Below are 13309 nucleotides of genomic sequence, written 5' to 3' on the forward strand. Positions count from 1 at the left end.
ATTTCCCTTTTCTTTAAGTTTAAAATACTAAACTGTAAGCATCTTCCAAATAAGAAACAATAGCTGCTAAGAATTCAGAAGCTGGTGCGCCATCTAGGACTTGATGGTCAATGCTCAGACTAAGTGGCAGGTATTGTTTTTCTACTACTTGTCCTTCTTCATCCAAAGCAAGAGCTTTTTGAATAGTACCAACACCTAAGATAGCCACTTCTGGTGTATTTAAAATTGGAGTAAAGTATTCAACACCCTGACCGCCAAGGCTAGTGATACTGAACGTTGAACCAGAATAAAGAGAAGCATCTAGAGTTCCCTTTCTAGCCTGTGCTGCCTGTTCTTTAATCGTTCGGCCCAAATCCGACAAAGTCCGCTTGTCTGCGTTAGGGATAACCGGCACTACTAAACCATCGCTCAAAGCAGTCGCTATACCAATATGGATTTCTGATTGCACTTGATACTGGCCGTTAGCATACCAAGCATTAACTTCTGGGTGATCTTGCAAGGCTTTAGTAACAGCCTTCGTTAGGAGTGTGGTGATTCCAATTTCGCCATTTTCCAGCGGTTCTTTAACCTTAGACTGAATATCTTTTCTAAAGGCCAGCAAAGACGTTACATCAGCTTTACGGTGGATGGTTAGCTGTGCACTTGTCTGCAGACTGTTCATCATGCGCTCAGCAATAACTTTGCGCATCCCTGTTAAACCAACTCCGTATGCAGCAGATACAGGAGCAGCTGCTTGGATGGCTGCAGGCTGAGGAGCTGGAACACTTGCTGGGTTAAAGGCTTCAACGTCCCGCCGTGTAATACGCCCGTTTCCGCCCGTTCCTTTAATGTAGGAAATATCCAAGCCTCGTTCTTCAGCAATTTTACGAGCCAGCGGTGTGATGAAAATACGTCCGCCTCCATGCTTGACAGCTGCTGCAGGAGCCGCTTCTGCAGTTTCAGTTTGGTTTGGAGAACTGCTGCTTTCTTCTGCTGTAAGATCTGGCTTAGGCTCTGTACTTTCCGCATCAGGAACAGTTTCTCCTTCTTGACCTACCCAAGCAATGACTTGCTTGCAAGGGACAGTTTCTCCCTCGCCTTTAACAATCTTCAAAATGACGCCGGCTGTCGGAGCTTCAACTTCACTTGTTAATTTTTCAGAGCTAATTTCCAATACAGGATCGCCCGCAGCAACGCTATCGCCTTCTTTGACGAGCCATTGGTTAATCAGCCCTTCTGACATAGTTAAACCTAATTTAGGCATCACAATTTCTGTTGCCATATTATCCCCCCTTCTAGGCCTTCAAGTCATCAATCAATTCAGCTGCTTCTTCGATGACACGGTCTGCATTAGGGATGTATAATTGTTCAAGGTTGGTAGCAAATGGTACCGGCACATTTGGTGCACAAACACATTTAATTGGGCCGTCTAAGTAATCGAATGCCTTATCATTAACAACAGAAGCAATATCTGTCGCAGTATTGTTATGCGGATTGGATTCATCCACAACAATCAAGCGTCCCGTCTTTTTAACTGATTGGATAACTGTTTCTTGATCCCAAGGCGCGACAGTTCTCAGGTCAATAACTTCAACAGAAATACCGTCCTGCGCCAAACGGTCAGCCACTTCATAAGCCACATAAAGCATCTTACCGATAGTTACAATAGTCAAGTCACTGCCTTCACGGCGGACAGCAGCCTTACCGATTGGAACCGTATAATATTCTTCCGGCACTTCCCCTTTAGAGCCATAGAGAGTCTTGTCTTCTGAAAAGATGACAATATTGTTATCTTCAATCGCCGAAAGAAGAAGCCCCTTAGCATCATAAGGTGTTGCCGGAACGACTACCTTAAGACCTGGAATTGACCCAAAAATACCATAGTAAGAGCCCGAGTGCTGAGCAGCTGCTGAAGCTCCTGCACCATGCATAGTTCTTACTGTCATAGGAACCTTGGCTTTGCCACCGAACATGTAACGTACTTTGGACCCTTGACCAATAAGAGCATCAAAACAAAAGCCCAAGAAATCATTGAACATCAGCTCAGGAATAGGACGCAAGCCCGTTAGAGCCATCCCGACAGCAGCTGACATATAGCCATGTTCTGAAAGAGGGGTGTCAATGACACGATCGCGGCCATATTTAGGCATAAGTCCAGTGGTAACTCCCATAACGCCGCCCCAAGCTTCTTCATTTTGTTCTTCTAAATGTTTAACTTTGACACCGCCTGCGATATCTTCACCAAGTAAAACGACTGTGTCATCTTTGGCCATTGCCATATCAAGCGCTTCGTTAATTGCTTTCATAAATAACAGTTCTCTAGCCATTTCTAACCTCCTTCATTTACTCAGCAAATACATCTTCAAGCAGGGATTCTGGAGCAGGAATCGGACTGTCTTGGGCATATTGAATAGCTTCTTCAACATCTTTTCGCGATTCTTCCAAAATTTCATTCAATTCTTCTTCAGTCAGCAGCTCGTGTTCAATAACATGATCGCGGAAGACTTCCAAAGGATCAACATCTGCCCATTCCTTTTCTTCACCGTCAGGTGCCTTATATTTTTGTTCATCACCTTCAAAGTGACCGTAATTACGGTAGGTAACAGCTTCAATCAGAGTTGGACCTTCACCCTTTCTCGCACGTTCAACTGCTTCTTTAGCCACTTGATAAACAGCAAAGAGATCCTTACCATTAACCCGAATGCCTGGCATATCATAAGCCAGAGCTCTTTCAGCAATTGTTGGAGATGCGGATGAATACCACTGAGGCGTCGATTCAGCAAAGAGATTGTTTTCATTGACAAAAATGACAGGCAGTTTCCAAATAGAAGCCATGTTCAGACATTCATGGAAAAGTCCTTCATTAGCAGCCCCATCACCGAAAAAGCAGACAGCTACACTATCGGTTTTTAGATACTTGTTGCGCATGGCTGCTCCGGTTGCCAGACCAAAACCGCCGCCAACCATACCGTTGGCACCTAAAATTCCCTTATCGATGTCAGCAATATGCATGGAGCCGCCCTTGCCCTTGCCAAGACCTGTTGCTTTACCGAAAATTTCGGCCATCATTCCTTTCAAGTCGCCGCCTTTAGCCACACAGTGTCCATGGCCGCGGTGGGTACTGGTGATATAATCCTTGTCTGTCAGATTAGCACAAACCCCTGTAGCAACTGCTTCTTCGCCTGCATAAAGGTGAACAAAGCCCGGAATTTGGCCTGCTGCAAAAAAGCGGCGGGCATTTTCTTCAAAATTCCGAATATCCCACATGGTCTTGTACATGTCCTTAGCCTGTTCTTTTGAAACTTCCTCAGCTTCAATGTCTGTTGCTGTGTGAACTTTCAGGTCAACCAGTTCTGAAACAGATGTATTGCTTCTGGTTCTCGTTAAATCTTGTGGTAAATCTTTATAGTTTGGCATTCTGCTTCCCTCCTATGTTAAAGTCTTTACTGAACAATTCGTTTAGCAACTTCCTGTATCAGTTCTGAAATAGTTGGATGAGCAAAGACAGTGTCAACAACTTGATCCAAGGTTCCCTCTGCCTGTCTCAGTAAAATCAGCTGCTGCAGTAAATCCGTTGCGTGCTCGCCAACAATAACAGCTCCTAATAGTTGGTGGTACCTCCTTTCTGAGATGAGTTTTACAAATCCTTCTGATTCAGCCGCTGCAAGGGCTCGGCCGTTGAAAGAAAACGGCAGCTGTTCAACCTGAACATCATATCCTTGTTCCTTGGCTTCCTCTTCACTGAGTCCGAAAGAGACTACTTCTGGACTGGTATAAAGCGAACGCGGGACACCCAAAGCATCAACAGGCTCTTCCGCCCGGCGGCAAATAGCCTTAACGGCCTTGATGCCTTCCATGCTGGCAACATGAGCCAGCATATAACTCTCTGTTAAATCACCAATAGCATAGACATGAGGGAGGGTTGTTTCGTAGTAGTCATCAACCTTGATAAATCCCCGCTCCGTCAAAGCAGCGCCCATTTCCTCTGCCAGTTTGGTCTTTGGTTTGCGTCCCGTCGCTACCAATAATTGGTCAAATTCCTGAGTTCCGGCACTTTCTAAGACAACTGCCTGACTCGTCACTTCTTTTATCAAAGCGCCTTCAAAGATACGCACTCCCAATGCCTTTAGCTTATTTCTGATGATGCTGCGGGCAGCTTCATCTTCTGTTAAGAGAATTTGCGGCGCTACTTCGATAACCGTAACATCCACACCCAGCGGTTTCATGGCAAAAGCCAATTCAATAGCAATAACACCGCCGCCAATAATGACAAGTTTCTCAGGCAGAACCTTTAAATCGAAAAAGGTATCTGTTGTCAGATAAGCTGCCGAATCAATACCATTAATGGGCGGAATAAACGGATAGCTTCCAGTTGCCAGAATGACATCTTTTCCTGAAATTTTTTCGCCATTGACGATAAAGGTCTTGTCCTTATCAAATATTGCCTCGCCTTCATAGTAATCAATTTTCAGTGCTTTAAAAGTTGCATGAATCCCGCCTTGCAAGGCAGAGACAACTTGATTTTTACGGCGGACTAATTTTTCAAAGTCAATTCCTTCAAGATTAGCTGAGATCCCATGTTTTGCGGCTTCCTTCATTGACAATAGCCAATGGCTGTGCTGAAGATAGGCTTTTGAGGGAATACAGCCAACATTCAGACAAGTACCGCCAATCGACTTTTTTTCAATAACGGCAACCTTTTTGCCAAGCCTAGCAGCTTCCTCAGCGGCAACATAGCCTCCAGGTCCGGCACCAATGATTAAAACATCGTATTTAGCCAAAATATCACGCTCCTTTCTCATAAGACTAAAGGGCATTAGATACCGTTGTTGAAAACGCTTTCCACAACTTGATTGTAGTACTTTTTAGAAGGAATTTCAAGCAAAAACAGTTTGTGAAATTTATTTTTTTCATCTTTTTTTAAAATAAAAATCATCGATTAAGACGCTTTTATAAAGGTATTAACCGATGATAGGTTTCTTAAAAAATCAAAAAATTAGTGAAATATTAAAAAACTAAGAAAAACTAAAGGCGAGTTTACCATCTTTAAGCGACACCTTGACGAAAAGCTCCTTTTTAGAGTCAGTTTGATTTTGAATAATGTGCAAGGCAAGCGGATTTTCCAATTCCTGCATAATAGTTCTCTGTATGGGACGGGCGCCAAAGGCCACATCAAATCCCTTCTGTGCCAAAAAAGAATAGACAGGCTCAGTCAGCTCAAGATGGACATCCTGATCCAAGAGACGCTTTTGCAAGTCTGTTACCATGACCTTAACCACGCCAATCATATTGTCTGCTGAAAGCGCATTAAAGAGAACAGTCTCATCAATTCGATTGAGAAATTCTGGCCTGAAACTGTGATTCAGCTCCTCTAACACTTCTTGGCGAACCTCATCAGTCAGACAGCCATAGTCATGCAGACTCTGTAGAATCTTGGATGAACCTATATTGCTGGTCATAATCAGAATCGTATTTTTAAAGTCAATGGTCCGTCCCTTAGAATCTGTTAGCCGGCCTTCATCAAGAACCTGCAAAAGCGTGTTAAAAACATCCGGATGGGCTTTTTCAATTTCATCAAGAAGAACAATAGAGTACAGGCGCTGGCGTACTGCTTCTGTCAGCTGGCCGCCTTCTTCATAGCCGACATAGCCAGGAGGGGGACCAACCAAACGAGCAACGGCATGCTTTTCCATATATTCAGACATGTCCAGACGCACCATCTCAAGTTCACTGCCAAAGAGTACTTCAGCTAAGCGTTTAGCTAGGGCAGTCTTGCCGACACCTGTCGGACCCAAGAAAAGGAAAGAGCCAATCGGCCGTTTAGGATTTTGAATGCCGGCACGAGAACGAATAATGGCCTGTGACACCTTTTGAACAGCCTGATTTTGTCCAATGATTTTCTCATGCAGCAAATCTTCTAGGTGTAAGAGACGGTCACGTTCGTTTTCCATGACACCTTGGACCTTGATACCGGTCAGCCGCTCAACAATAGCTGCAATATCCTCTCTGGTGACTAAAACATCAATCATTGATGCCTGAGACAAGCGCTCTTGCTCCAAATCCTTAATGACTTGCTGCTGCTCTGCAATTTTACTGTCTTTTAAATTAACGTAGTCAGCAATCCGATCTTCTTCTAAAGCTCGGTCAGCTTGGTCTTCTAATTCTGCCAGCTGCAGCTGAATATCCTGTTCCTGATCCAAAAGCTGGCGCTCATTTTGCCACTGTGCTAACAGAGCATTTTTTTGATCTTCCAATTTTGCTAAGCGCGCGGTCAGCTGGTCTGTGTCTTTAGCATCAGCCAATCGCAGCAGATGAATTTTCTGAGAGACAATCTGTACTGATAACTCATCTATTTGCTTAGGATAGGCCCGAGCAGCAATCTGCTTGACCGCACAAGCCTCATCAATTAAGTCCAAAGCCTTATCCGGCAAAAAACGATCCGAAATATAACGTTTAGACAATGACACCGCAGCTTCAAGTATATCTTCTGCAAGTCTGACCCCGTGAAAATTTTCATAAATTGACTGCAGACCCTTTAAAATCTCCATGGTCTGCTCTGTATCCGGTTCATGGATTGGAATTCTTTGAAAACGTCTTTCCAGAGCCTTGTCATATTCAATGCTTTGCCGGTATTCTGCATAGGTTGTTGAGCCTAAAATCCGAATATCTCCCCTTGCCAGCAGCGGTTTTAAAATGCTGGCAGCATCAACCGAGCCTTCTGTCCGTCCGGCACTGATAATCGAATGGATTTCATCCACGAAGAGAATGATTTTACCCTCTGAAGTCACAATATCATTTAAGAGCGCTTTGAAACGCTCCTCAAACTCGCCTCGATATTTGGTTCCTGCCAGCAGCGCCCCCATATCAAGGCTGTAGATCACTTTACCCTGAAGATTTTTAGGCACCTGATTTTTAACCAAACGCTGAACAAAACCTTCCATAACAGCCGTTTTACCGACACCTGGATGACCTACCAGGACAGCATTGTTTTTAGTCTTTCGCGATAAAACCCGGATGATGTCATTGATTTCATCCTGTCGGCCGATAATTTTATTGGCATGGCCATCCAGAATACGCTGATTCAGATTAGTGGCATATTTTTCTAAAGCATCATAAATAGCCTCTTGACTGGAAGAAATCGCTGGCTTTCCCTTACGCACCTTGTTCATTTTTTGATAAAGCATGTCTTTAGTTAAACCATGCTCCAGCAAAAAAACAGTCAGTGGATTGCGCTGTTGGTCAAAAAGCGCTAAAATGAGGTGCTCCGCAGTCACCACCTGATCGCCCAAATCCGTCATCTCCTCTTGTGCATCATCCAAAAGTTTTTTCAGACGCTGGCTGTACAGGCGGGCATAGCTGCCTTTTTCGGTGCTTGAAAAAGTAGGGATTTTGGCCACTTCCTGATCAATCACTTTAAGCAGCTGATGGCTGTTTATCCCTACAGATTCATAAAACTGAAAGGCAAACTGATCAGGCTGCACTAAAACTGACCATAAGTGAGGAATATCCACTTGATAATTGTGGTGAGTAACAGCTAACTCTTTTGCCTCTGCCAGAGAATCCTCAACCAGCTGAGTCATCTTATCTGCCATAAAATCACCCTTTCTCATTTGTTAAACGCTTACATTTTCTAATCTACGTTTAGTATAGCACAAATTATTCTTTCTGGCATTGTTTGCAGCTGCTCAGTACCTGCAAACAAAAAGGAGCAGAAAATAAAGGCATTTCTGACTCCTATTTATTATTTAATATAATCATTGTGGCAAACAGTATTGGCATCAATGGCGTTAAAGCTTGTTTTAAATACCTATTTCTGCTTCTACGACCTTGGCAATCGTATTAACATAATAATCAACCTCTTCAGAGCTGGGAGCTTCTGCCATGATACGCAAGAGCGGCTCTGTTCCGCTCGGACGGACTAGAATGCGCCCGTTGCCTGCCATCTCTGTTTCCATCTTTTCAATCACGCTTGCAATCAAAGGTACATCCATAGCCTTATCTTTCATATCGTTTTCAACACGAATATTAACCAGTTTTTGAGGATAGATGGTTACTTCACTGGCTAATTCGGACAGTGATTTTCCAGTTTCTTTCATGACCTTGGTCAGCTGAATAGCTGTTAGCTGGCCGTCCCCAGTAGTGTTATAGTCCATAATAATCACATGGCCGGACTGCTCTCCGCCCAGATTATAGCCGGAACGGCGCATTTCTTCAACGACATAGCGGTCGCCGACAGCAGTGATTTCTTCATTGATGTTTTCTCTATCCAAGGCCTTGTGAAAACCGATGTTTGACATTACCGTTGTCACGATAGTATTCTTAGCCAATTTTCCTTTTTCAGAAAGGTATTTGCCGATAATGTACATGATCTTATCGCCATCAACAATCTCACCGTTTTCATCAACAGCAATCAAACGGTCGCTGTCTCCATCAAAGGCAAGACCGACAGCCGCATCGGATTCTTTAACCAGCTCCTGAAGCTGTTCAGGATGAGTAGATCCTACACCATCATTGATATTAAGACCGTCAGGATCATCGCCAATGACAGTAATGTCAGCATTTAAGTCTAGGAATACTTGACGGGCAGACGAAGAAGCCGCGCCATTAGCTGCATCAATAGCAACCTTCATCCCTTCCAAATCCAGGCCGGTAGAAACGAGGAATTTTTCATACTTGCGGACACCCTCAGGATAGTCAATAAGTCTTCCTAAACCATCAGCACTCGGCCGCGGAAGAAGGTCTTCTTCAGCATCCAAAAGTGTTTCAATTTCCAGTTCGCGGTCATCATCCAGTTTAAAGCCATCACTGCCAAAGAATTTAATGCCATTGTCCAAAGCTGGATTATGGCTGGCCGAAATCATAACACCAGCACTGGCTTTCTCGGTACGAACCAAGTAGGAAACGCCAGGTGTTGCTAAAACTCCTAGCTGATAAACCTCAATGCCTGCTGACAAAAGACCTGCAACCAAAGCACTTTCAAGCATCTGACCTGAAATACGTGTGTCACGTGCCACAAAAACCGTTGGATTTTCTTTTTCATGCTGGCTGAGCACATAACCGCCAAAACGGCCGAGTTTAAAGGCTAACTCCGGCGTTAATTCAACATTTGCTTCACCGCGCACACCGTCGGTACCAAAATATTTTCCCATAATAATTTGATGCTAGGCATCTTCCTCCCTTTAATCTAATGTCATTATAATATTATTTTTTCTTAGCTGTCAACTTAACCGTAACTTTATCAGGACTAACCTTAAGATTGCCAGCTGACAGGCTGACTGTCTTGGTCGTATCCTTGGTAACATCGGAAATATTGACTTTGACCTTAACGTAAGCGGTCTTATCAAGCTCTGCCTGTTTACCGTAAACAACAGCTTCTTTGGTCTGCAGTTCGTAACGAATGTCAGACAGATTGCTGTTGAGCTGACCAGTCAGTTCAACAACAATTGGAACTTTTTTAGACAGCTCCTCCACATCAACATCCAAGTCTGTTTTAGTCGGATTAATGATACTTGGTAAAATTTTGCCGTTTTCAGAAACTGCCTGCAGGGTTACCGTACTGCTGTAATCCTTAGACAGAATCTCTTCTTCTGGCAAAATAGCTGCGACATGGTCAATTTGATTGATGGTTGCTTCATCACTGGTTACCTCCACCTCAGACACCCCAGTTGAGACTTTTGCCAGCCTGTAGCCATCTGCAATCTGATCGGCATTAATCTTTCCTTCAACTCTAAAGGTCTTTGTTTTTTTCTTGCCGACATTGACCGTGATGGTGGTCGGTGAAGACTCTGCACTGACACCGCTGGGAAGGTTTTTCACTTCCAAAGGCACTCTGTTGGTTCCTTCTCTGGCATTTGATAAGTCGGCAACCACCTTAAAATGTCTAGTGTCGTCATTGATCTCGGAATCCAATTTGACCCGATTGGTGGATGTCAAGTAGACTTCTGTATCATAAGAATAACCGCTGATAAAGTATTTATTGCTGTCATACTTGATATCGATAGGGACATTTTCCAAAGTATGGCTGTAGGTCTGTAAGAGCCCGCTTGTGTGATTTCTTGAACTGTAATTAACAGAATTAGCAGTCAGAAACAGCAAAATGGCAAAGAAGATTGAAACAAGAGCCAGCCAGAGGCGTTTGGTAAAAATTCGTTTAAACATGATGTTGACCTCCAAAGAACTGTTTCAGACGATTCTTTTTCTTGGGTTCTTCTTTGATAAAATGGTCACGCAGCAAAACTTCAAAAGCGTCGATAGACAAATCGTGAACAAAGTCTCCCTTATAAGCAATTGATATAGCTCCTGTTTCCTCAGAAACGACAAAGGTAAAGGCGTCAGAGTTTTCAGAAAGTCCGATAGCCGCCCGGTGTCTTGTGCCAAATTCCTTGGAAATATGGCTGGATTCTGAAAGAGGCAGGTAAGCACAGGAAGCCGCTATCTTATTGCCTTCAACGATGACAGCTCCATCATGCAAAGGTGTGTTAGGAATGAAAATATTAATCAGCAGCTCTCCTGAAATATCTGCATCCAAGAGAATTCCTGTCGCAATATATTCCTGCAGAGTCTGCGTTTCTTCCACAGCAACCAGCGCTCCGATTTTCCGCGGACTCATATAAGCAACAGCTTTTACAAAGGCATTGACCAACTGTTCCTCATCGCTGAGCTGCTGCCTTTGAATAAGGGACTGAGGAGTCCGGCCGAAACGCTCCAAACCCGAACGAATTTCAGGAGCAAAGATAACAACGCCGGCAATAACCCCGTAAGTAATCACCTGATTCATCAAGAAAGCAATCGTCGTAAATCCTAGAAATTCTGCCACAAACTTAAAAAGGACAAATAAGACAACCCCTTGAACTAAAGACATGACCTTAGTTCCGGCCAGAGCCTTGATAAATTTGTAAATCAGCCATGATACAATGGCAATATCAAGGGCGTGAATCAAAATTTTCAGCGGGCTGTCAAACAGACTGGCCCAAAAATTAGCATTAACATCAAATAAAGTACTCATACCATTCTCTCTTTTAGTAAAAACTAGCTAAATACATGCTTTACCATTATATCACTTTTCAGGCGATTTTTCTTGTATCTCAAACGCTTTTTTTATGATAAAATAAACGTATGACTCTTAAAACACAATTAGGCATTATTGCTGGCAGAACCGCCCATTTTATTCTCAGCAAATTGGGACGCGGCTCAACCCTGCCGGGGAAAATTGCCCTTAAATTTGACAAAGATATCTTAAATACGCTGGCCAAAGACTACGAAATCATCGTTGTGACGGGGACTAACGGTAAAACCCTGACCACTGCCCTGACAGTCGGTATCCTCAAGGAAGCATACGGCCAAGTGCTGACGAATCCCAGCGGTGCTAATATGATCACAGGCATTACAGCGACCTTTTTAACGGCCAAAAAAAATAAGAATGGCAAAAAGATAGCTGTCTTGGAGATTGATGAGGCCAGCCTCCCTAAAATCACAGAATACCTGACACCCAGCCTTTTTGTCTTCACTAACATTTTTCGTGACCAGATGGATCGTTACGGAGAAATCTATACAACCTATCAGATGATTTTAGACGGTGCAGCCAAGGCACCGCAGGCAACTATTTTAGCTAACGGAGACAGCCCGCTTTTTCATTCTGTCAAAACGATCAATCCTATGCGCTACTATGGCTTTGATATTGAAAAGCATGAAGCTAAACTGGCCCACTACAATACAGAAGGAATTCTTTGTCCCAACTGTCAGCACATCTTACAGTATCACTTCAACACCTATGCTAATTTGGGCGATTATATCTGCCAGCATTGCGGCTTTAAACGGCCTCGGCTGGATTATGCACTGACGGATTTGACCAAAATCACCAATACAGCTTCTGAATTTATCATTGATAAGCATAGCTACAAAATTAATGTCGGCGGACTATATAACATTTACAATGCCCTTGCTGCTGTTGCAGTTGCCGAATTTTTTGGGGTTGCTCCTGAAAAAATTAAGGCTGGTTTTAATAAGAGCCGGGCAGTCTTTGGCCGCCAGGAAACCTTTAAAATCGGCAATAAATCTTGCACACTGGTTCTCATTAAGAATCCTGTCGGAGCCAGTCAGGCGCTTGATATGATTAAATTGGCTCCCTATCCTTTCACCTTGTCTGTTCTTCTCAATGCCAATTATGCTGACGGAATTGATACCAGCTGGATTTGGGATGCGAATTTTGAAAGTATCTTAGAGATGGATATTCCTGAAATTTTCACAGGGGGTATCCGCCATTCAGAAATTGCCAGACGTCTGCGGGTAACAGGATATGACGAGAACAAGATTCACCAAGCCGAAAAATTAGAGGACATCATGACCATGATTGAACAGCAGGAGACAGACCATGCCTATATTCTGGCGACTTACACTGCCATGCTGGAATTTCGCAGCCTTTTAGCAGGCAAACATGCTGTCGGAAAGGAGATGAACTAATGGTTTATACATCTTTGCAGTCCCCTGACAGACCGGATTATCAATATCAACTCAGAGTTGCCCATCTCTATGGCAATCTGCTCAACACCTACGGTGATAACGGCAATGTGCTCATGCTCAAATATGTCGGTGAAAAATTAAAGGCCCAAATGACCTTTGATATTGTTTCACTGGGAGATTCTTTTAATGAAAAGAACTACGATATCATTTTCTTCGGCGGCGGCCAAGATTATGAACAATCTATCGTTGCCAAGGATCTGCCCGATAAAAAGGTTAGCATCAGCCGCTTTATTGAGGCAGGAGGTGTTGGTCTTGCCATCTGCGGCGGCTTTCAGCTTTTGGGAAAGCACTATATCCAAGCTGACGGAAAAAAGATTGACGGTATCGGTGTGATGGGCCACTATACGCTCAATCAGGACAACAATCGCTATATTGGTGATATCAAGATTCACAATGACGAATTTAACGAGACCTATTATGGTTTTGAAAATCATCAGGGCAGGACTTTCCTATCAGACGACGAAAAACCTTTGGGTAAGGTCGTTTACGGCAACGGTAACAATCAAGAAGACGGCACCGAAGGTGTCCATTATAAAAATATTTTTGGCTCCTATTTTCACGGTCCCCTGCTTTCACGCAATGCCAACCTTGCCTATCGTTTAGTCACCACTGCTCTTAAAAATAAATATGGTCAAAACATCAGTCTGCCTGCTTACCAAGATATTCTCAGCCTTGAAGTCGCTGAAGAATACGGCGACGTTAAAAGCAAGGCAGAATTTGAGAAATAGCAGGCATCAAAAAGAGTGCAGCAGTATTCCAGAAGGAATTGATCTTGCTGCACTCTTTTGATTGTCATGCCATCTTTATCGTT

At 43.5% G+C, this 13309-nt stretch carries 10 protein-coding genes; 2 read left to right on the forward strand and 8 right to left on the reverse strand.

All coding sequences use genetic code 11. The features are described from left to right. Nucleotides 1–19 precede the first annotated feature (19 nt). The 8 genes from SRA_RS05980 to cdaA all read right to left on the reverse strand — a co-directional run bounded on the left by SRA_RS05980 (nt 20) and on the right by cdaA (nt 10984). Entirely contained in the window at nt 20–1261 is a 1242-nt protein-coding gene (locus tag SRA_RS05980) for a dihydrolipoamide acetyltransferase family protein (RefSeq protein WP_003088712.1), read from the reverse strand. Nucleotides 1262–1274: 13 nt separating this feature from the next. Continuing rightward, entirely contained in the window at nt 1275–2306 is a 1032-nt protein-coding gene (locus SRA_RS05985; RefSeq protein WP_003088713.1) for an alpha-ketoacid dehydrogenase subunit beta, read from the reverse strand. A gap of 16 nt (nt 2307–2322) precedes the next feature. Further along, entirely contained in the window at nt 2323–3396 is a 1074-nt protein-coding gene (locus SRA_RS05990) for a thiamine pyrophosphate-dependent dehydrogenase E1 component subunit alpha (RefSeq protein WP_003088719.1), read from the reverse strand. Between the two features lie 26 nt (nt 3397–3422). After that, on the reverse strand, nt 3423–4760 hold the full coding sequence (gene lpdA, locus SRA_RS05995; protein WP_003091548.1) for a dihydrolipoyl dehydrogenase: 1338 nt from the start codon (nt 4758–4760) through the stop codon (nt 3423–3425). Between the two features lie 234 nt (nt 4761–4994). Then, nucleotides 4995–7571, reverse strand: a complete 2577-nt coding sequence (locus tag SRA_RS06000; RefSeq protein WP_003088724.1) for an ATP-dependent Clp protease ATP-binding subunit — start codon at nt 7569–7571, stop codon at nt 4995–4997. A gap of 207 nt (nt 7572–7778) precedes the next feature. Next, complete coding sequence (gene glmM / locus SRA_RS06005) at nt 7779–9128, reverse strand: phosphoglucosamine mutase (RefSeq protein WP_003088726.1); 1350 nt, start codon at nt 9126–9128, stop codon at nt 7779–7781. Nucleotides 9129–9180: 52 nt separating this feature from the next. Then, entirely contained in the window at nt 9181–10137 is a 957-nt protein-coding gene (locus SRA_RS06010; protein WP_003088728.1) for a CdaR family protein, read from the reverse strand. Then, entirely contained in the window at nt 10130–10984 is an 855-nt protein-coding gene (cdaA, locus tag SRA_RS06015) for a diadenylate cyclase CdaA (protein WP_003088730.1), read from the reverse strand. Before cdaA ends, SRA_RS06010 begins: the two co-directional genes overlap by 8 nt. Nucleotides 10985–11094: 110 nt before the next feature. On the opposite strand from cdaA, the gene murT reads away from it, so the two are divergent. Both murT and gatD read left to right on the forward strand, forming a co-directional pair. Further along, entirely contained in the window at nt 11095–12438 is a 1344-nt protein-coding gene (gene murT / locus SRA_RS06020; RefSeq protein ID WP_003088732.1) for a lipid II isoglutaminyl synthase subunit MurT, read from the forward strand. Further along, nucleotides 12438–13226, forward strand: a complete 789-nt coding sequence (gene gatD / locus SRA_RS06025) for a lipid II isoglutaminyl synthase subunit GatD (protein ID WP_003088734.1) — start codon at nt 12438–12440, stop codon at nt 13224–13226. Before murT ends, gatD begins: the two co-directional genes overlap by 1 nt. Nucleotides 13227–13309 lie beyond the last annotated feature (83 nt).

Origin of the sequence: Streptococcus ratti FA-1 = DSM 20564, from assembly GCF_000286075.1 — a bacterium.
Lineage (GTDB): Bacteria > Bacillota > Bacilli > Lactobacillales > Streptococcaceae > Streptococcus > Streptococcus ratti.